The following is a 19992-nucleotide window of genomic DNA, read 5'->3' as shown; positions in this document are numbered from 1 at the left end:
GGATGGACGCTTTGGGGGGGGGCGGGCCGCCGCCGCGGCGCCGCGCGGCACCGATCGGGAGCCGGCCGGCACCGGCTCGCCGTCATCACCTCACAGGTGGGCCCTCAGGTAGGCGCTCGCGGCGATCAGCTGGTCGCGCGCCTGCTCGTCGTCGAGGGTGCGGGCGAACGCCGTGAACCGGTCGAGCGCTGCCTTGGCCTGCGCCTTGCGGCCGGCCTTCGCCATCTGCTCGGCCACCTTGAGCTGCGCTGTCAGGACCACCGCGCGAGCCGGCGGGACCGATCCCTCCTTCCGGTACTGCTCCAGCAGCGCCCTGGTGTCGGCGTACGTCGCCACCACCTCGAACGACGCCGTCGACTCCGTGGCGTTGCCGGCCTTGTCGGTGGCCACCGCGGTCACCCGGTGGGTGCCGGCCGTCGGCGCGGCCGCTCCGCTGACCGGCTTGCCGTCCAGCGTCACGACCACCGAGGCGACGCCCGAGGCCGGGTCCGCCGCCGACGCCGCGATCGGCAACTCCTCACCGAGCTGGTAGGAGCCGCCGTCCTCGATTCCGCCGAACTTCACGGTCGGGCCGGTGGTGTCGACCCGCAGCGGCACCACCGACTCCGTCGAGACGTTTCCGGACTCGTCGACCGCCCGGAACCGCAGCTCGTGGGTGCCGTCCCCGGTCACCGGCACCGGTTGCCGGTAGTCGACCCACTCGCCGTCGCCGACCCGGTAAGAGATCCGTACCGGGCGCCCGCCGTCGTCCGCCCCGGTCGCCGAGACGGTGACCGGCGAGACGTACCAGTCGTTGTCGCCGTTCGGCGCGGCCGGGTCGACCGTCACCGACACCGACGGCGGCGTCGTGTCGACCACCCGGAAGTAGTCGAACGCCACCGTCACCGGCGACACCTGCTCCGGGCCGAGCGCCATCAGACCGAACGACGTCATCGCGGCGTCGTTGGTCACCGGGTCACCCAACGACGTCCAGTTGACCCCGCCGTCGCTGATCTCGGCCGAGTAGCTGTTTCCGGTCCGCTTCAGCCGCAGGTCGTACCAGCCGCTCTCGGTCGTCTCCGCGACGTCGACGTCCCGGTTGCCGCCGTTGCCGAACTGCCCGTTGCGCTCGGACCACAGCTCGGCGTGCAGGTCGGTCGGCGAGCCGTTGGCGTTCGTCGCCACCACGTCGAACTTCACGTAGTTGTCGTCGTCGGCGTACACCAGGAAGCCGGCCATCTGCCAGCGGTGCAGCATCGTCGGCGTCAGCCGGGTCTGGATCGTCCAGTCCCCGTCCGGCAGGTCCTGGAGGATGAAGTTGCGCGGCGAGACGGGGTTGCTGTCGTTGATGTCGCCGGGCTGCGTCTCGATCCGCAGCTGCCCGTCGGTCATCGCGACCTTCGACGAGACGTAGCGCACCACCTCGTCCCACCGGCAGCCGTCGAGCTGGTCGCCGTCGAACTCGTCGCTCGGCGCTAGCGAACCACCGTCGGGCGAGTCGCAGCCCGGTCCCGGCTCGGGCTCCGGATCCGGATCGGGGTGGATGGCCTCGTCCACCAGGCTGAACCCGGAGAACTCCACCTCGCTCTTGGCCGAGGTGCTGTGCGCGGTCACCGCGAGCCCGATGTCCTGCGGGCTCACCGCGCCGCTGAGCGTCACCGGGTCACCGACCCGGGTGAAGTTCACGCCGTCCTTGCTCCAGTAGCCGTAGTACTGGCTGCCGTCGCGGACGATCCGCACCCATGCCGGGTAGCTCGTCGTGCCCGCCCCGGTGCTGGCGTCGAGCTGTCCGTTGCCGTCGCTGTCACGCAACCACTCGAACCCGAGGCCGGCACGCAGCGTCATCGCCGCGTACCCGGGCGACGTGCCGGGCTGGGTGATGTCGTTGCGGACGATGAGCCCGGCCTTGGCGGAGGCGTTCGAGTTACCCTGCCGCTCGATCTTCACCGTGGCCGTCCACTCGGCGCCCGCGGCGGCCGGGCGGTACACCGCGCCGTACTGGTCGGTGCCCTGCCACATGTTCGCGCCGCCGGAGTTGATCACCCACGTGTCGGTGTCCGGCCGGTCGAAGGTGGCGTCGGCGTTGCTGAAGGTCTGCCAGTCGCCGTACAGGTCACCGACCTCCACCTCGACGATGCGGGAGGTGGTGCTGGCGCCCTTGTCGTTGGTGGCGACCGCGGTCAGCCGGTAGCGCTGCTGCGTCGTGGCGTTCCACGTCACCGCGTACGGCGCCGTGGTGTCGGTGCCGATCGAGGTGTCACCGACGAAGAACTCGACCTTGGTGATCGTGTTCTCCGCGTCGCTCGCGTCGGCGGTGACCTGGATCGCGCCCGGCTCCAGGTCGTCGTCGGCGGTCGGGGCGGTCACCGCCACCTTCGGCTTGCTCGTGGGCGAGACGCCCTTGCCGTCGGCCTCGATGAAGTTCAACCGCCGCTCGCCGGCGCCGGGGAACACCGCGTACAGGGTGAACGTCTCGCCCGGGTCGGTGACGTCGACCGGTACGTCGACGTAGCGGCCGGCGGGCGTCGCCGGCACCTGCGCGGTGCCCAGCAGCGCGCCGTCCGGTGCGCCGCGTCGCAGTTCGACGGTGCCGGCGCCGGCCGCGCCGACGCGCAGGACCAGTTTGTCCACGCCGTGCAGGTGCACCGGGTCGTACGACGCCCACGCGCCGTTCTGACCGGTGATCGCGTCGGCGTGGCCCTCCACGTCCCGCGACGGTGCCACGGTGATGCCCTGGGATGAGTCGAAGAACTCGGCCTCCCGCTGCTTCGGGAACAGCAGCGTGGTGTCCGATCCGGTGAGCGGCGGAATGCCCCCCGCGCCGCCGGAGTCGGTGTAGCGACCGTCGAGGGCGTAGAAGACGTTCATGTCGTCGCTGTGCCCGCCGCCCAGGGAGGTGGCGACCGTGCCGGTCCGCCCGTGCAGCGGATCCGCGGGGTGCGCGTGTTCGTCGTGGCCGAGCGCCGGTTGGATCACCACATCGGCGTCGTCGATCTGGCTGTCCTCGGCGTCGGTGACCGACAGCTTCCAGCTGACCTCGTCACCGAAGTCGAAGAACCCGCCCTTCGGGGGTAGCTCGAAGCGCACCTCCGGTCGCTTGTTGCCGACCGTGACGGGCACCGTCGTGGTGCCGGTCTTGCCGTGCGGGTCGGTCACCGTGAGCCGGGGGTCGTAGACGCCGTTGTCGGTGTACGTGTGGGTCGGCGTGCGTTCGGTCGAGTCGACCGTGCCGTTGACGTCGAAGTCCCACGCGTAGGTCAGCTGCTCGCCCTCCGGGTCGGACGACCCGGCGCCGTCGAACCGCACCTCGAGCGGCGCGTGTCCGGAGTCCGGCGTGGCGGTGGCCTTCGCCTCCGGGGAGCGCGAGCCGGAGATGTAGTCGACGCGGTACAAGCCCGAGTCCGGGTTGTCCCGGCCGAAGCCGCCACCCCAGTCGAGCACGTACAGGGAGCCCTCCGGGCCGAAGCTCGAGTCGATCGGCGCGAGGAACTGTTCCTGTGGCAGGAACGGGTTGACCTTCTCGACGTTCCCGTCGCCGTCGGGAATGACCGAGTACATCTTGTTGCGGGACCACTCGTAGAAGAACGGCTTGCCGTCGTAGTACGCGGGGAACTTGGTGTCCGACTCCAGGTCGGGGTCGTACTGGTAGAAGGGCCCGCCCATCGGGGCGAGGCCACCGCCCTGCGGGATGACCGACGGCACCGAGGAGCGCTTGTAGCCGTACCACATCTTCGCCGGCTTGGCCGCGGGCAGCTGAGTGAGGCCGGTATTGCGGATCGAGTCGTTGACCGGGTTGGCGCAGTCGAAGTACGCGCCGACGGTCACCGGGTTGGTCCGGTAGTCGACGTCCCGGAACGGCTCGTTGTCGCCCATGCACAGCGGCCACCCGTAGAAGCCCGGTTCGGTGATGAGGTTCCACTCGGCGATGCCGGCGGGGCCGCGGTCCGGGTTGTCGTTGCCGTTGTCCGGCGAGTAGTCGGCCATGCCCAGCGCGCCGGTCCGCGGGTCGATCGAGAAGCGGAACGGGTTGCGGAAGCCCATCGCGTAGATCTCCGGGCGGGTCTTCTCGGTGCCCGGGGCGAACATGTTCCCTTCGGGGATGCTGTACGTGCCGTCCGGCTCCGGGTGGATACGCAGGATCTTGCCGCGCAGGTCGTTGGTGTTGGCCGAGGTGGCCCGTGCGTCGTGGAACGTGTTGTCGCGCTCCGACAGTGGCGCGTAGCCGCCGGACGGCTCGGAGTGCGGGTTCACGTCGTCGCCCACGCCGAGGTACAGGTTGCCGTCCAGGCCGAAGGCCAGTCCACCGCCGGTGTGCCCCGGCTCGTCGGGCAACCGCCGCGCGGGCACCTCCAGCAGCACTTTCTCGCTGGCCCGGTCGATCTGCGACCCCTCACCGACAGTCAGCCGGGACAGCCGGTTGACGAAGTTGGCCGGATCGGAGTCGTCGCTGCTCGCCGGGGAGTAGTAGACGTAGAGGTGGCCGTTGCTCGCGAAGGCCGGGTCGAGGGCGATGCCCAGCAGGCCGTCCTCGCCGCCGGAGTACACCGGGATGGTGATCGCGGTCGACGTGGTCCGGCTACGCGGGTCGTACACCCGGATCTCGCCGCGGACCAGCTCGGTGAAGAACACCCGGCCGTCGGGGGCGACGTCCATCGCGTACGGCGCGCTGGTGTTCTGGTCCAGCGGCACCCGCTCGAACTTGTCCCAGGTGGTCGCGCCGCAGTCGCCCTCGACCATGCCGGCCGCCCATTTCACCCCGCCGATGATGTGCTGCACCAGTCGCGGCTCACCGGTGTAGTGCGCACCGAAGTGGCCCATTCCGGTCATCCAGGCGCGACCGCCGTCGTACGGCTTGCACCAGGAGATCGGGTGGTCGTAGCCCATGGCGTTGCCGCCCGGGTCGTACGTGGTCTCGTCCATCGTGGCGAGCACGTGCGCGTCGCCGCGTACGTTGAGCGCGTAGTTGTACCACTCGTCGGCCCGTTCCCACCGCTGCGGCAGGTGGCTGGTCGACGGGTGTGTGCGGTCCTCGACGCGGACGGTGCCGGGAAGGCCGGGGCTGCTGCCGGTGGCCGCGTGGCCCGGCATCAGCGAGCCGATCATGTTGTCCCACCACGTGTAGTTCCCGCGCATGTCGGTCGCGTTGTGGATGGCGACGATGCCGTGGCCGGCCTGCATGTAGCGCTCCATCGCCGCCTTCTGGTCGGCGGTCCACGGGTCGCCGGAGGCCTGGAACATGACCAGGGCGTCGAAGTGTGCGAGGTCCTCGTCGTTGAAGATCGACGAGTCCTCGGTGTGCTCGGTGGTGATCCCGGCCTCCGCGAAGGCCTCCTGGAGCACCGGAACGCCCTGCTCGATCGCCTCGGCGTGCCGGTACTGGGTGGTCTTCGTGAAGATCAGGACGTGGGCGTCGCCGTGCGCGCCCGGGTGAGCGGCGGCCGGCGCTGTTGTGAGCATGGACATCGCGAGCGCGGCGGCGACCGGCATCGCGAGCAATCGTCCCCACCGGGGACGCCAGGTCACGTTCATGGGGTGCTTCCTCCCTGGGACGTGAGGTTCTGTTGTGGTCGTGACCGTGCGGCGTGCCGGCGCCGTCGGACCGGGTCAGCGGGCTGGTGGGGGCTGGGGCATCACCGCCTTGAGGAACTTGAGGCCGTCCACGGCGATCGCGTCCTGGCTCGCCGCCAGGGGGCGCCAGATGGAGGCCGCGGTGGCGATCGTCGCGTTCTCCGCGGTGAACGACTCGATGCACAGCGGGCCCGTGTAGCCCGCGTCGTCGACCGCGGTGAGGATCGCCGCCCAGTCCAGGTGGTCGGTGCCGGGCGTGCCGCGGTCGTTGCCGCAGACCTGGACGTGCGCGATCCGTCCGGCGGCCGAGCGGATCGCCGCCGGGACGTTCGTCTCCTCGATGTTCTGGTGGTAGAGGTCGAGGGCGAGCCCGCAGTGCGGCAGGTCGGCGATCGCCTCGAGGGTTTGGCCGATGGTGTTGAGCAGGCTCGTCTCGTAGCGGTTGAGTGGTTCGACGGCGACCGTGACACCGGCCGCGCCGGCGTGGTCGACGACGGGGGCCAGATTGCCGCGCAGCTGGTCGTACGCCGCTGCCCGCTCGCTCGGCGACAGCCGCCAGGTACGGCCGACCGAGGCGTAGGCCGGGCCGGCGATCACCGGCGAGCCGACCGTCGCGGCGACGTCCACCACCCGGCGCAGATAGTCCTGTGTGGACCGGACAGTGGCCGGGTCCGCGGCGACGAGTTCCCGCCCGGGTGGCATGACGAGGCAGACGGTGGCGCCGAGCCCATGCTCGGCGAGCACCTGCGCGGCCCGCTTCGGGTCCCAGTCGTCCGGGTTCTCGACCGGGAGTTCGAGCACGTCGAAGCCCCACCCCGCGACCTTGGCCGCGAGGGCGGCCAGGGTCGCGTCGGTCAGCGGCGAGGCCCACACCCAGGTGTTGACCCCGAGTCGATGTCCGGTCACTTCCACGGCCCCGGGTAGCCCGGCATTCCCTCGCAGCCGCACATCGCGTAGTGCAGCGGCGGCATGTCCTGCTGCACGTACTGCTGGACGGTCTCGCTGGTGATCCGCGGCTGCGGCAGCACCCACTCCTTCGGCACCTGCTCGCCCTTGAGGATCTTCAGCGCGGCGATGACCGGGGTGCGCCACTGGTAGGTGGGGTAGGTCGGCGCGACAGCGGTCAGGCCCTCGTCGACCCAGAGCCGCAGGAAGTCCTGCTGGTCCTCACCGACGAACGCGGGCACCTCGACGCCGGCGTCCTGGAAGGCTTCCACCGCTGCCACAGCGGTCGCTCCGGCGTCCATCCACACGCCGTTGATCTCGCCCTCGCGCTGGATGTAGTCGGCCACGATGCTCTTGGTCTTGGCTGCGTCCCCATCGGTGAACTCCACGCCGACCACATCGAGCTCGCTGCCGGTGAAGATCTCGTTGGCCGCCGCCCATCGCTGTTCGAGCACGTCCACGCCGGGCAGGATGCGCAGGGCCAGGACCTTGCCGCCCGGCTTGACCTTCTCGGTCAGGAACTCCGCGCCGTTCGCTCCGAAGGCGAAGCCGCCGATGGGGTGGATGAAGGTGACCGGGCAGCTGGTGTTGACACCACGGTCGAACACGACCACCGGCACGCCGGTGGCGCACGCCTGCTCGACGGCCGGGGTCAGGGTGGCGGTGGTGTTGGGCGAGATGACGATCGCCGAGCAGTTCCGGCCGCCCAGCGACTGGATGTCACTGATCTGCTTGTCGTCCTTGGCCTCCGCGTCCAGCACGACTAAATCGCTGATCTCCGGGTGCAGTTTCACCTCCTGCTGCATGGTCTTGAGGCCCACCTGTCGCCACGGGTTGTCCACCGCGGCGTTGGAGAAGCAGAGGGTGTACTTCCCGCCGGTCTTGGCGAACTTCGTGGTGTCCACCATCTCCGGCTCGAGCATCTGCTCCCACGGCTTGCCCTCCGGGCCCTGCGGGGTGGCGTTGCGGAACGCCAGCTGCCGGTCGTACTCGGCCTGGTCGAAGAACTCCGACTTGCGGGTGTCGGATCCGGACGACGTGGTGCCGCCGGGGCTGGTGTCCTCGGGCAGGTCGCTGGAGCATCCGGCGAGCGCGAGCACGCTCGCCGCGGCCAGCAGGGCCCATCTCTTGGTCATTATTCGTGTTCTCCTCACTGGTCAGGGGACTTCAGGAGGGTGCGGGTTGCGCGGTGTCGCGTTGTTGCGGTCGTGACCGCAGCCGTTGCCGCAGCCCGCCGCCGAGCGAGGCGTAGGCGACGGCGGCGATGATGATCAGGCCCTGCACGGCCGATTCGAGCGCGCCGCTGACGCCGAGCAGGTTCAGCAGCGTGAACAGGGCCTCCAGGGACAGGGCGCCGGCGGCGGCCGCGACCACCGAGCCGCGCCCGCCGCCGAGGAGCACGCCGCCAAGCACGACGGCGGTGATCGCCCGGAACTCCAGGCCGTTGCCGACCTGCGCGGAGACACCGGCGAACCCGCCGAGCAGGATCGAGGCGACGGCGGCGAGCAGTCCGGAGAGGACGAACCCGAGCAGCCTGAGCCGGTCGACCTGACCGCCGGACAGCCGCACGGCGGCCTCGTTGTCGCCGGCCGCGACCAGCGCCCGGCCGGTCCCGCTGCGCATGAACAGCGCCGCGGCCACCAGGATCGCCGACAGGATGAGCACCGACCACGGGACCTCGCCGAGCACCGGTACGTCCAGGGCGCCGCGCCCGAACGTCCGGAACCCGGCCGACAGCGCGCCGCGGGGTGCGCCGTCGGTCCACAGGAAGGTCGCGCCGTCGAGCACGAGCAGCATGCCGAGGGTGACGATGAACGACGGAACCAGCAGTTTCGTCGTGATCAGCCCGTTGACCAGGCCGACCAGCAGCCCGAATCCGAGCACGAGCAGGATCACCCAGGTTGTCGCCGCCTCGTCTCCGTCGATGAGCCGGGCGGCGATGACCACCCCGGCGGTGACCAGGGCGCCCACCGACAGGTCGAAGCCGCCGGAGACGATGACGAAGTACTGCCCGATGGCGAGGATCATCAGTGGCGCGGCGCGCTTGAGCAGCGCCAGGTATCCGGCCGGTTCGTCGTAGGCGGGGCCGGCGATCGCGAGGCCGACGAGCAGGACGAGCAGGACGACGAGCACCGGGGCGGTGCCCTCGGCCAGGCGTGGACGCCAGGTCATGCCAACCTCCCCCGGTTGCGGTCGGCCGTCATGCGGCGGGCGTAGAGCGCGACCGCGGTCACCAGGACGACGCCGCGTACCACGTCCTTGAAGAACGGGTCGACTGCGAGGTCGTCGAAGATCGTGTCGAGGGTGGCGAGGATGAGCACGCCGCCGATGGTGCCGACGACGCCGCCACGGCCGCCGGCGAGCAGGGTCCCGCCGAGCACGACGGCGGCGATGGACTCCAGGTCGTAGCCGGCGTCCGTGCCGACGTACGGCGCGCCGGAGCCGAGCCGGCTCGCCAGGTAGATCCCGGTGAGGCCGGCGGCGACCGAGCAGAGCACGTGTGCGGTGACGACGACCCGGCGGGTCGGTACGCCGGAGAGCCGGGCCACCTCGATGTCGCCGCCGACGGCGTACATGTGGTAGCCGGGGCGGGTCCGCGACAGGTACCACCAGGCCAGTGCGGCGACGGCGAGCATGAGCAGCGCCGCGACGGGCAGCGGTCCGATCCGGTCGTAGCCGAGGTGCTGGAAGCTGCGTGGTACGTCGCCGGCCGGGCCGGTGTAGTTGTTCTCGAGGTAGCCGCGCAGGATCAGCGCCACGCCGAGGGTGGCGATGAACGCGTTGGCCCTGAGAACGGTGATGACCAGTCCGTTGACCAGCCCGACGGCCGCGGCGACGGCGAGCGCGAGCAGCACGCCGGGTACCACCATGCCGTTCTGTCCGGCCATCGTCTCGGCCGCGAGCAGCGACGTGAGGCCGATCAGGTATGCGACGGACAGGTCGAGGGACCCGGTGAGGATCACCATGGTCTGGCCGATCGCGACGAGGCCGAGCGCGGTGGACCGGGTGAGGATGTTGAGGATGCCGGCCTGGTCGAGCAGGACCTCGCCGCGCATCCCGACGAGCACGCTGCCGACGACGAGCAGGGTGACCAGCGCGAGGTAGACGATGACGACCGGGGTGAGCCGCGAGCGCACTCCGGGCCGGATGGCCGTCCGGCCGGCCGGCGCGGCCCTCTCCCGCAGGGCGCTCATGCCGCCGCGCCTGTCCGGTGCCCGGTGGCGAGTGCCATCACGTCCCCCTCGCTCGCGCCGGCCGGCAGTTCACCGGCCAGCGCACCGTCGTGCATGACGAGGATCCGGTCGCTCATTCCGATCAGCTCGGGAAGCTCTGAGGAGATCATCAGCACCGCGACGCCGCGCTTCGCGAGGTCGCGCAGCAGCTCGTGCACGGCCCGCTTCGCGCCGACGTCGATGCCGCGCGTCGGTTCGTCGACGAGCAGCACGCCCGGTTCGACGGCCAGCCACTTGGCGAGGACGACTTTCTGTTGGTTGCCGCCGGACAGGAAGCGCACCTCCTGGTGCTCGCCGCGGGCCACCACGTTGACCAGGTCGAGCAAAGCCGGGACGTCGGAGCGGACGCGGGCGCGCGGACCACGCAGCGCGGCGCGGCGCACCAGCAACGTGTTGTCGCGTACGGACTGGCGAAGCGCCAATCCGTCTCCCTTGCGGTCCTCGGTGACCATCGCGATCCCGAGGCGCACGGCGGCGCGGGGTCGGGTCACCCGCTGCGCCACTCCGTCCACCTCCAGCCTGCCCGCGGTGAACGGTTCGACGCCGAAGACCGCGCGGGCGAGTGCCGATCGGCCCGACCCTTGCAGTCCGGCCAGGCCGACGATCTCCCCGGCGCGTACCTCGACGTCCAGGTCGCGTACGCGGGCGTTGCCGGCGCCGCGCAGCGCGAGACGGACGGGTCCGAGGTCTTCGGAGCGGGCCCGGTCCGGGTAGTACTCGCCCAGGTCACGGCCCACCATGTGGCGGACGAGGTCGTCCGGGCTCAGGTCGCGAGTCGGGGCGCAGGTGACGAGCCGGCCGTCCTTGAGCACGGTGATCCGGTCGGAGAGGTCGAACACCTCGCGCATGCGGTGCGAGACGTAGAGGATCGCGATGTCCCGCTCGCGGAGCCGGCGGACCAGGTCGTAGAGCAGCTCGACCTCGTGGTCGGCGAGCGCGGCGGTCGGCTCGTCCATGCCCAGCACCCGCGCGTCGGTCGACAACGCCTTGACGATCTCCACGACCTGCCGCTGGGCGACCGACAGCGACGCCACCGCCGCGGTCGGGTCGATCCCGTCCTCGCCGAGCCAGTCCAGCAGCTTGCGGGTGTCGGCCACCATTCGCCGGCGGTCGACCTGCATCCGCCGTACCGGCTCACGACCGAGGTAGACGTTCTCGGCGACGCTGCGGTGCGGCAGCAGGGTGAACTCCTGGTGGATGATCGCGATGCCGGCGCGCTGCGCGTCGGTGGGGCCGGCGAAGGACACCTGGGCGCCGTCGACCTCGATGGTGCCGCCGTCGGGCCGGTGCACGCCGGCCAGCACCTTGAGCAGCGTGGACTTGCCCGCGCCGTTCTCGCCCATCACCGCGTGCACCTCGCCGCCGCGCAGGTCCAGGTCCACACCGTGCAGCACGGGTACGCCGAGGAAGGACTTGCTGATGCCGGTCAGCCGTACGCGTGGTGTCGGGACGGGTGTCATGCCGGCACCCGCGTCCACGCGCCGTCCGAGGCCGCCGAGGCCAGCACCGCGTCCGTGATCCGGACGGCGCGCAGGCCGTCGGTGAAGGTGGGCAGACCGTCCGGTTCCTCACCGCGCACCGCCCGGTAGGTGTCGGCGACGAACGCGTCGAAGCAGTCCTGGTAGCCCTGTGCGTGCCCGGCCGGCAGCCGGACGTAACGCGCGGCGGAGGGGTGCAACGTCGCGGGGTCACGCAGCAGCGTCTGGCCGCCGTCACGCCGGCCGATCCACAGCCGTTCCGGGTCCTCCTGGTCGAAGCCGAAGCTCGCCTCGGTGCCGGAGAGTTCGAGCTGCAGGCGGTTCTTGCGCCCGGCGGCGACCTGCGACACCACCAGTGTGCCGACCATGCCGGCGGTGGTGGTGAAGTGCACGGCGGCCAGGTCCTCGGTGGGCGTCCGGTTCCCGGGAGCGCGTTCGTGCACGACCGCGGTGCGGGCGGACAGGCGGCTGATCCGGTCACCGGTGGCGAACTCGAACAGGTCGCACCAGTGCGAGCCGATGTCGGCGAAGGCACGTGACGGGCCGCCGAGCGCGGAGTCGACGCGCCAGTCGTCGTCGGACGGACGGGACAGCCAGTCCTGGAGGTAGCCACCTGTCACGCTCGACAGCACGCCGGCCTCACCGGCGGCCAGCCGGGCCTTGAGCTCGCGCACCATGGGGTGGAAGCGGTAGACGAAGGGGACGGCCGTCACCCGGTCACCGGCCGCCTCGACGAGCGCCACCGCCTCGGCGCTCCCGGTCGCCAGCGGCTTCTCGCAGATGACGTGCACGCCGGCGGCGAGTGCGGCGGCGACGACCGGGGCGTGCGACGCGTTGGGGGTGCACACGTGCAGCACGTCGACCTCGGCGTGGTCGAGCAGGGCGGCGAGGTCCGGGTAGCCCTCGTCCGCGCCGGTGGCCCGCGCCGCGGCGGCGGCGCGGTCGGGCCGGGAGGCCACCACTCCCACGACGCTCGCGCCGGCGCGCCGGGCCGCCTCCGCGTGCACCTGCCCCATGAACCCCGCGCCGACGAGCGCGACGCGTAGCGTCTGCTGCTCGGATTCGAGCCCATCGGACGTCGTTGCCAGATCGGCCATAGACATGCGTCGACGGTAACGACCACTTATGCCATGGTCAACCAAAAGTCATGTCGGTATCGCGGATAGTTAGAAGATCGGCGGCGAAAGTCCTCGCACCCGTCGACGTAACATCCCGTTTCGTTCTCGGATGAGGGAATGATCCACACCGGAGGGCAGTGCCGCCATCGCACGCGGTGCGGAGTCCGCAGCGGACGTTCCCCGACGACCAGGCAGCCCGCGACAGGACCGTCCACTCTGCACTTTGTGGTATTCATCGCTCGTACGGACCTGTACCGTTTGACGCACCCTGCCAGACCGCCCGGCACTCCCCCGGCCCCCGGCGCCTACATCTGACGTGAGGGCACACAATGACGTCCGCCGACTTCGGCGTGGACCCGACCACCGCGAGCAGCCCCGAGCGGTACGTCATGCTGCTACGTCGCGTCCGCGACCAGTCCGGCCTCGCCTACCGCGAGATCGCCCGCCGGGCACAGCGCACCGGGGACGTGCTGCCGGCGAGCACCCTGGCGACCATGCTCGGCCGGTCGACACTGCCCCGCCGTGACCTGGTGTCGGCCCTGTTACGCGCCTGCGGTGTGCCGGACGACCGCGTGACGGCGTGGTTGGCGGTATGGGGCCAACTGGCCGCCGCCCGTACCGCGACGAAGCCCGCGGCGGCCCCACCCGGGCGTTCACCGCGCCGGACCGGGCAGACCCCCGCCGGCCGGTCCACCCGCATCGGCCGGGCGGGCGGCTCCGACGCGCCGGGCGCCGAGGAGGCCGGACCGGCGTCGCACACGGAAGGCTCCACCGCCCTGCGCCTGGTTCCCGCCGGAGCCGAGACAAGCCCCGCCGGCCCGCCCCGGGGACGTGCCGACGGACCCGCCGGAACGCGGAACCGAACCGTACTGCGTGGGCTGCCCCGCCCGACCGCCGACGAGGCACCGCCCGCGGACGACGGGCCGGACGCACCCGTGCCGTATCAGCTGCCCCCGGCGCCGCCGTTGATGGTCGGCCGCTCGGCGGAGATCGGCCGGCTGCTCGCCTCGGCCGAGGCCGACGCGGCGGTCTGCCTGGTCGAAGGGGCCGGCGGGGTCGGCAAGTCCGCGCTCGCCCTGCACGTCGCGCACCGGCTCGCCGGACGCTACGACGGTGGCTGCCTCTACACCGACCTGCGCGGGGCCGCCGGCGGCATCGCGGCGGCCGAGCCGGCTGACGTGTTGGGCCGGTTCCTGCGGGCGCTGGGCGTGCCCGTCGTCCCCGCCTCGCTCGACGAGGCGTCCGCGTTGCTCCGCACCTTGACCGCCGAACGGGGCGTGCTCGTGGTGCTCGACAATGCCGCCTCAGCGGCGCAGGTCCGTCCGCTGCTGGCCAGTGGCCCCGGATGCACCACGATCATCACGAGTCGGAGGATGCTCCCCGACCTCGACACGACGGCCCGGATCCATCTCGATCCGTTACCCGAAGAGGCGGCGCTCGCCCTGTTCGCCGGGCTCACCGGCATCGAACGGGTGCAGGCCGAGCCCACTGCGGCCGCGACGGTGGTCCGCCGGTGCGGCGGGCTGCCGCTGGCGCTGCGGATCGTCGGTGCCCGCGCCGCGGCCCGGCCGGACGCCTCGCTCACCGGCCTCGCCGAGCGGGTGGACGACGAGGGCCTGCGGCTGGACGTGCTGGAAGTCGGCGACCTGTCCGTGCGGGCCAGCCTGCACCTGGGATACCAGGCTTTCGCGGAAGCACCGCAGAGCGATCGCCGGCAAGCCGCCGGAATCTTCCGGCTCGCCGCACTGCCGAACTGGACGCATTTCACCCCGTACGGCTGCGCGGCGCTGGCCGGCCTGCCGGTCACCGCCGTCGAGCGGGCGCTGGACGCGTTGGCCGACGCGCACCTGGTCGAGTCCGCCGGGGGCGACCGGTACCGGTTCCACGACATCGTCCGGCTCTACGCCCGGGAGCAGGCGCAAACGGTGGACGACCCGGCCGACCGGGAGGAGGCGCTCCGCAGCCTGACCGGATGGCTGCTCGCCGTTACCATCCACGCCGCCCGGCTGCTCTACTCGCAGGACACCTTCGGCTTCGGCGTCGGCGAGCCGCCCGCCCCGGCGCGTCCCCGCCCGCCGCTCGGCGACACCACGGACGCTTGGGCCTGGTTCGAGCGGGAGCACACCAACCTGCTGCTGATCGCCCGCCAGCAGACGGCCGCCAGACGGACCCTCACCGAGGTCAGCGACCTGGCCCTCGTCGCAGCCAAGTTCCTCGACTACGCCGGACACATCGCCGAACAGCAGCAGTTCGGTCAACTCGCGGTCACCGCGGCGAGCCGAGTCGGCTACCGCTCGGGCGAAGCGTCCGGGCTCAACATCGTCGCCGTGTCGCTGCTGCGGCAGGGGCGGCTCGACGAGGCCCTCCCGTTGCTGGAACGGTGCCTGACCGTCCAGCGCGAACTCGGTGACCGCAGCGGGGAAGCCGCCATCCTGAACAACCTCGGAAACGCCCTGCGTGACCGCGGCGACCTGACCGGCGCCCTGCACCACCTGCAGGCCGCGCTGCTCATCCGCCGGGAACTCGGTCAACGGCACCGAGAAGCGTCGGTGCTCGACAACCTGGCTCTGGTCCACCGGGCCCTCGGGGACTACGCGCGGGCCGTCACCTGCCACGAGGCGGGACTCGCCGTCGGCGACGGCGGCACCGATCCGTTACGTGAGGCCCAGGCGCTGGTCAACTTCGCCGAGACACTGCTGGCCTCCGGCGAGCACCAGACCGCGATCGTACGCGCGGGCGAGTCGCTGGAGATCTGCCGACGCTACGAGCACCAGCGGGGCACCGGCTTGGCGCTGCAGGTCCTGGGCGACGCCCACGCCGGCCTCGGGCACCGTGCCGCGGCCCGCCAGCACTGGCGGCAGGCGCTGGCCCGGCTCGACGGGCTGGACCCGCAGGCGTCCGCCCGGCTACGTGAGGCCCTGGCCATGACCGGGACACCGGCCCGTGCGACACCCGATGACGCGTAGCCATCAAGTTCGGTGAGCGCGCGCTGACCGGACCAGGCCGCTCGCGGCGGCTACCGGGCGGTGTGGTGAGCGGCCGCGGACCGTCGACGGTCGGTCAGGTCGGTGCGGACCGAAGAGCGTCCGCGACCGAGCGTCGGGTGGCGGCCAGCGCGGGGACGGCGGTGAGTACGGCGACGGCGAGCAGGACCGTGAGTGCCACGGCGAGGAGCCAGGAAACGGGTGGGTACGGGACCTCGTCGATGCTGAGGGACGCGACGAGCCCGATGCCGGTCGGGATCCCCACGGCGACGCCGGGTACGGCGGGAAGCAGTTGCGCTGCCGCCAGGCCCACGCCGGCCTGCCCGGGTGTGGCACCGAGCGTCCGCGCGACGGCCAGCGGCTGCCGGGCGTCGAGTACCGCCGTCCAGGTGCTCACCACGGCGTTGATGAGCGCAAGGATGCACAGCACGACGGTGAGCAGGAGCATGGCCTGCTCGCTCCGTTCCCACCGGGGATCGGCGAGTTGCGTGTAACCGAGGTCGAAGTGCACCACTTGGGTGTTCTCCATGAGGATGGCGACGAGCGTGGCCGTGGTGATCAGGGTGTTCACCATGACGAGTCGGGCGCGGCGCGGCCGGCGCGCGTTGATGCGCACTCCGATCAGCAGGGCGGTGGGCAGCTGTCGTGACAGCCAGATGCGCCACCGCCGGCGCCGCGGCGGCGTTGCGGCGTCGGCCAGTGCGTGAACGGTGCTGGTGGTGGCGGCGCGCACCACCGGTGCCAGAGCCGCCGCCACTGCGATCGTGAGGGCGAGGGCCGTGACGGCGACCACTATGCGCAGCGCGGGGGGCTGGGTGTTGACGGAGCCGATGAGTCCGGCGCTGGGACGGATCAGCACGGGTGCGGCGAACCAGCCGGCGGCCAGGCCTGCGGCGGCGGCGACGAACCCGATGACGAGGTATTCGGCGAGGTGGACGGCGGCGATCATGGCCGGTCCGGCGCCGACGGCCTTGAGCAGCCCTACCCGGCGGCGTTGGCCGATGATCCGGCCCGCCACGATGCCGGCGACGCCGGCCAGCGCAAGGCCGGTGAGCAGCCAGCTGCCGACGAGCAGCACCGTCCGCGCGTCGCTGTACAACAGGCCGTTGAGGTTGCTGATCCTCTGCCAGGTGGTGAGTTGTTCGCTGACGGTGTACGTGGTGCTGGCCGCCGGGTCGGCGAGTTTGAGGTTCAAGGTGTAGGACAGCGGCTGTTCGCCGGCGAGCGTGGTGATGTCGCTGTGGTCGACCCAGACCAGGCCGCCGCGCTCGACCAGGATGCTGCCGGAGTAGTGCCACCCGGCGTACGGATACGTCGCTCTCGCGGCGGTGACCGCGGTCCCGGTCACGCGTAGCGGATGGCCGTCGATGTCGACCGTGTCGCCGGTGCGGATGCCGAGGGCGTCGGCGAAGAAGCGCTCGACGACCACGCCGCCGGGGCGTACCCAGGTGCCGTCGGTCACGGCGGGCCGGTCGACCGATACGGATGCGGTGTCCCGGCCCTCGACGACGGCGTGCGCGGACTTGCCACCTGCCGTCATCGTCAGGTACGCGATCGGGAAGGGGCCGCTGTGATCGGTGACGCCGGCCGCGGTGGCCATCGGTGCGAGCTCGTCCAGGGCGGCCTGACCGGTGGCCCGGGGTGTCGCGATCACGTCCGGGCCGGCGGTGGCGATCCGGGTCCGCTGGTACGGCCGGTCGGCGATTTCGTTGAGGGTGAGGCCGAGGGCCAGCGTGCCGGCCGCGGCGCTGATGGCGACCAGCAGCAGTACGGACTCGGTCCGGCGCCGGCGCAGGTCCCGCACCAGCAGCCGGCACACGAGCAACAGACGTCCGCTCATGTCAGCGCCGCCCGCCGTAGACTGTGCCGGTAGCGGTGGTGGTGGTGCCGGTGAGCCGACTGTCGTCGGCGAACGAGCCGTCCCGCATGGAGATCACTCGGTCGGCGACCGCGGCGATGCGCGCGTCGTGAGTGACCACCACCAAGGTCTGCCCCGCGAGGCGCAGCTCCTCGAACAGTCGCAGCACGTCCAGGGTGGCAGCGCTGTCCAGGTTCCCGGTGGGTTCGTCGGCCAACACGACAAGCGGCTCGTTGCTCAACGCGCGGGCGATGGCGACCCGCTGCCGCTGCCCGCCGGACAACGCCGACGGCAGGTGTTTGGCGCGGTCGGCGAGCCCGACCCGGTCCAGCAGAGTGATGGCGCGCTGGCGAGCCCGGCGCGGAGACTGCCCGGCCAGCAAGGCGGCCAGCTCGACGTTCTCCACCGCGGTCAGCTCGTCCATGAGGTGGAACGACTGGAAGACGAAGCCGACGTGCTGGCGCCGCAGCCGAGCCAGCGCCCGTTCGCTCATCCCGTCGACCCGATGCTCGGCCAGCCAGATCTCGCCGTCGGTCGGGCGTTGCAGCCCGCCCAGCAGGTGCAACAGGGTCGACTTCCCGCAACCGCTGGGACCCATGATCGCGAGCGTCTGCCCGGCCGGCACGTCCAGGTCGATCTCGTCGACCGCGCGGACCAGGGCGCTTCCCCGGCCGTACCACCTGGTCACGCCTCGTGCCCGTAACAGCGCCGACCCGCTCACGCGGCACCACCGCGCACGCCCTCGCTTCGCTCGGTCATGGTTCCACCTTTCGTGACGTCCGGCCGCGCTCGGTCCACATGCGTTCGCACGCCTGCAGCCACTCCAGGTCGGCCCGCAGCCGCAGCACGACCCCCTCCAACAACAAGCCGACAACCGGATCCACCGACCGCTCCAACGCAGCCCGCTGGGCATCCCGCAGCCGACGCAGCAGCTCGCGCCGCTGTGCATCGACCAGGGCCAGCGGATCGGCCAGCCGGGCAGCAGCGGCAGCCACCAGCTTGAGATGGAACTCACTGAGGTCCGGCTTCGGCCAACTCACCTCGGTCAGCCACGCGGCGACCCGCTGCTGTCCGGCCGGAGTCAACGCGTACACCCGCCGGTCCGGCCGGTCCGGCAGCCCCTCCGCCCGCTCCGAGGTCACCAGCCCCGCCTTGGCCAGCCGGGCCAGCGTCACGTAGATCTGCCCAGCGTTCATCGCCTCGCCGAGCGGGCCGAGCGCGCCACGTATCCGGCTACGCAGCTCATAGCCGTATGCCGGCTCCTTCGCCAGCATCGCCAGCACCACGTCCTGCACTCCGGCACCCCTCCGTCGACCGACAATAGATAACGGTTATCCATCATGCTGTCAAATCCAAGGAAGGGGTGCAGCGGACCGAGCCGATGACCGGCTCGTGACGTGCGGCACGGGGATGGAGGTGATCGCACAACCGAAGGTCGGCGCTAGGCTCGCGGACATGCCGGACACCCAGTACGAAGACCTGCTCCGCCACGTCCTTGCCACGGGCGCCCGCAAGGAGGACCGCACCGGCACGGGCACTCGGTCGATCTTCGGCCACCAACTGCGCTACCGGCTCTCCGACGGCTTCCCGCTGATCACGACGAAGAAGGTCCACTTCCGCTCGATCGCGTACGAGCTGCTGTGGTTCCTGCGCGGCGACGGGAACGTCACGTGGCTGCGGGAGAACGGCGTCACGATCTGGGACGAGTGGGCGGCACCGGACGGTGATCTCGGCCCGATCTACGGTGTGCAGTGGCGCTCCTGGCCGACCCCGGACGGCGGGCACATCGACCAGATCAGTGAGGTGCTGCGGACGCTGCGTGAGAACCCGGACTCTCGGCGGATCATCGTGTCCGCGTGGAACGTGGCCGACATTCCGCGGATGGCGCTGCCGCCCTGCCACGCGTTCTTCCAGTTCTACGTCGCCGACGGCAAACTCTCCTGCCAGCTGTACCAGCGCAGCGCCGACCTGTTCCTCGGTGTGCCCTTCAACATCGCGAGCTACGCGCTGCTCACGCACATGATCGCCGAGCAGGTGGGCCTCGAGGTCGGTGACTTCGTCTGGACCGGCGGCGACTGCCACATCTACGACAGCCATGAGGAGCAGGTCCGCACGCAGCTCGCCCGCGACGCGCGGCCGTTCCCCACGCTGAGCCTGAAGCCGACCGACAGCCTGTTCGACTACACCTACGAGCACATCACGCTCGCCGGCTACGACCCGCACCCCGGCATCAAGGCACCGGTGGCGGTGTGATCGGGGTCGAGTGGGCGCAGTCGGCCAACGGTGTCATCGGCCGCGACGGCGCGCTGCCGTGGCACCTGCCGGAGGACCTGAAGCACTTCCGCGAGCTGACCTCGGGCGCGACTGTGATCATGGGCCGGCGCACCTGGGAGTCGCTGCCGCCGCGGTTCCGGCCGCTGCCGGGCCGGCGCAACCTCGTACTGTCCCGTACGCCACAGGAGGGCGTGGAGACGTTCCCCGACCTGCCGCAGGCGCTCGCCGCGGTCTCCGGGGACGTGTGGGTGATGGGTGGCGCGGCGGTGTACCGGGCGGCGCTGCCGCTCGCGGACCGGATCGTGGTCACCGAGATCCGGGAGCTCTTCGACGGGGACACGTACGCGCCGGACGTCGGGCGCCCGGCGGACTCCGTCGGGGCCTGGCAGGAGTCGTCGACCGGGCTGCACTACCGGTTCCTGACCTGGGAGCGAGGCCAGCAACCGGGCTGAGGATCCGAGGGGTTCCGGCGACGGGGGCACCTGAAGCGTCTCAGGCGGAGTCGTCGCCGAAGGTAACGGCATCGACGTGCCATTGCGACTCGTACCGGCCGTC

General features: G+C 71.4%; 13 protein-coding genes. 3 read left to right on the top strand and 10 right to left on the bottom strand.

All coding sequences use genetic code 11. The features are described 5' to 3' along the window. Nucleotides 1-90: 90 nt before the first annotated feature. The 7 genes from ABZS42_RS21875 to ABZS42_RS21845 form a co-directional block, all read right to left on the bottom strand. The gene (locus tag ABZS42_RS21875) at nt 91-5508 is read right to left on the bottom strand and encodes a ThuA domain-containing protein (RefSeq protein ID WP_355148008.1); all 5418 of its coding nucleotides are present in this window, start codon (nt 5506-5508) and stop codon (nt 91-93) included. A 75-nt stretch (nt 5509-5583) separates the two neighbouring features. Continuing rightward, nucleotides 5584-6453 carry a sugar phosphate isomerase/epimerase family protein gene (locus ABZS42_RS21870; protein WP_355148006.1) on the bottom strand — a complete coding sequence of 290 codons (870 nt, stop codon included), beginning with the start codon at nt 6451-6453 and terminating at the stop codon, nt 5584-5586. After that, nucleotides 6450-7628: a substrate-binding domain-containing protein gene (locus ABZS42_RS21865; protein WP_355148004.1), complete on the bottom strand. Its 1179-nt coding sequence runs from the start codon at nt 7626-7628 to the stop codon at nt 6450-6452. The genes ABZS42_RS21870 and ABZS42_RS21865 overlap by 4 nt, the downstream gene beginning before the upstream one ends. Before the next feature lie 31 nt (nt 7629-7659). Beyond that, a complete protein-coding gene (locus ABZS42_RS21860) occupies nt 7660-8664 on the bottom strand; it encodes an ABC transporter permease (RefSeq protein WP_355148002.1) in 1005 nt (334 codons plus the stop codon). Beyond that, a complete protein-coding gene (locus tag ABZS42_RS21855; protein WP_355148000.1) occupies nt 8661-9686 on the bottom strand; it encodes an ABC transporter permease in 1026 nt (341 codons plus the stop codon). The genes ABZS42_RS21860 and ABZS42_RS21855 overlap by 4 nt, the downstream gene beginning before the upstream one ends. Beyond that, a complete protein-coding gene (locus ABZS42_RS21850; RefSeq protein ID WP_355147998.1) occupies nt 9683-11185 on the bottom strand; it encodes a sugar ABC transporter ATP-binding protein in 1503 nt (500 codons plus the stop codon). Before ABZS42_RS21850 ends, ABZS42_RS21855 begins: the two co-directional genes overlap by 4 nt. Beyond that, on the bottom strand, nt 11182-12306 hold the full coding sequence (locus ABZS42_RS21845; protein ID WP_355147996.1) for a Gfo/Idh/MocA family oxidoreductase: 1125 nt from the start codon (nt 12304-12306) through the stop codon (nt 11182-11184). The genes ABZS42_RS21850 and ABZS42_RS21845 overlap by 4 nt, the downstream gene beginning before the upstream one ends. 344 nt (nt 12307-12650) lie before the next feature. Here ABZS42_RS21845 and ABZS42_RS21840 point away from each other — a divergent pair, with 344 nt between their 5' ends. Beyond that, nucleotides 12651-15287, top strand: coding sequence for a tetratricopeptide repeat protein (locus ABZS42_RS21840; protein WP_355147994.1), 2637 nt, complete (start codon nt 12651-12653; stop codon nt 15285-15287). Between the two features lie 94 nt (nt 15288-15381). Here the strand turns inward: ABZS42_RS21840 and ABZS42_RS21835 are convergent, their stop codons facing one another. The 3 genes from ABZS42_RS21835 to ABZS42_RS21825 all read right to left on the bottom strand — a co-directional run bounded on the left by ABZS42_RS21835 (nt 15382) and on the right by ABZS42_RS21825 (nt 18458). After that, on the bottom strand, nt 15382-17145 hold the full coding sequence (locus ABZS42_RS21835; RefSeq protein ID WP_355147992.1) for an FtsX-like permease family protein: 1764 nt from the start codon (nt 17143-17145) through the stop codon (nt 15382-15384). A 1-nt stretch (nt 17146) separates the two neighbouring features. Further along, entirely contained in the window at nt 17147-17851 is a 705-nt protein-coding gene (locus tag ABZS42_RS21830) for an ABC transporter ATP-binding protein (protein ID WP_355147990.1), read from the bottom strand. 67 nt (nt 17852-17918) lie between these two features. Beyond that, nucleotides 17919-18458 (bottom strand): PadR family transcriptional regulator, encoded by a 540-nt coding sequence (locus ABZS42_RS21825; RefSeq protein ID WP_355147988.1) that lies wholly within the window; start codon nt 18456-18458, stop codon nt 17919-17921. Nucleotides 18459-18618: 160 nt separating this feature from the next. Between ABZS42_RS21825 and ABZS42_RS21820 the strand changes: the two genes are divergently transcribed. Both ABZS42_RS21820 and ABZS42_RS21815 read left to right on the top strand, forming a co-directional pair. Further along, the gene (locus ABZS42_RS21820) at nt 18619-19416 is read left to right on the top strand and encodes a thymidylate synthase (RefSeq protein ID WP_355147986.1); all 798 of its coding nucleotides are present in this window, start codon (nt 18619-18621) and stop codon (nt 19414-19416) included. After that, on the top strand, nt 19413-19889 hold the full coding sequence (locus ABZS42_RS21815) for a dihydrofolate reductase (protein WP_355147984.1): 477 nt from the start codon (nt 19413-19415) through the stop codon (nt 19887-19889). The genes ABZS42_RS21820 and ABZS42_RS21815 overlap by 4 nt, the downstream gene beginning before the upstream one ends. Nucleotides 19890-19992: the final 103 nt, after the last annotated feature.

The sequence above is a fragment of the Micromonospora sp. NPDC005367 genome (genome assembly GCF_040606825.1).
Classification (GTDB): domain Bacteria; phylum Actinomycetota; class Actinomycetes; order Mycobacteriales; family Micromonosporaceae; genus Micromonospora.
The sequence above is the reverse complement of the archived record's forward strand: the minus strand, read 5'-3'. Positions and strand labels throughout refer to the sequence as shown.

Coding starts and splice junctions, on each gene's coding strand:
- ABZS42_RS21875 (WP_355148008.1), bottom strand. CDS start 5,508: ATGAACGTGACCTGGCGTCCCCGGTGGGGACGATTGCTCGCGATGCCG.
- ABZS42_RS21865 (WP_355148004.1), bottom strand. CDS start 7,628: ATGACCAAGAGATGGGCCCTGCTGGCCGCGGCGAGCGTGCTCGCGCTC.
- ABZS42_RS21860 (WP_355148002.1), bottom strand. CDS start 8,664: ATGACCTGGCGTCCACGCCTGGCCGAGGGCACCGCCCCGGTGCTCGTC.
- ABZS42_RS21855 (WP_355148000.1), bottom strand. CDS start 9,686: ATGAGCGCCCTGCGGGAGAGGGCCGCGCCGGCCGGCCGGACGGCCATC.
- ABZS42_RS21850 (WP_355147998.1), bottom strand. CDS start 11,185: ATGACACCCGTCCCGACACCACGCGTACGGCTGACCGGCATCAGCAAG.
- ABZS42_RS21845 (WP_355147996.1), bottom strand. CDS start 12,306: ATGTCTATGGCCGATCTGGCAACGACGTCCGATGGGCTCGAATCCGAG.
- ABZS42_RS21840 (WP_355147994.1), top strand. CDS start 12,651: ATGACGTCCGCCGACTTCGGCGTGGACCCGACCACCGCGAGCAGCCCC.
- ABZS42_RS21835 (WP_355147992.1), bottom strand. CDS start 17,145: ATGAGCGGACGTCTGTTGCTCGTGTGCCGGCTGCTGGTGCGGGACCTG.
- ABZS42_RS21820 (WP_355147986.1), top strand. CDS start 18,619: ATGCCGGACACCCAGTACGAAGACCTGCTCCGCCACGTCCTTGCCACG.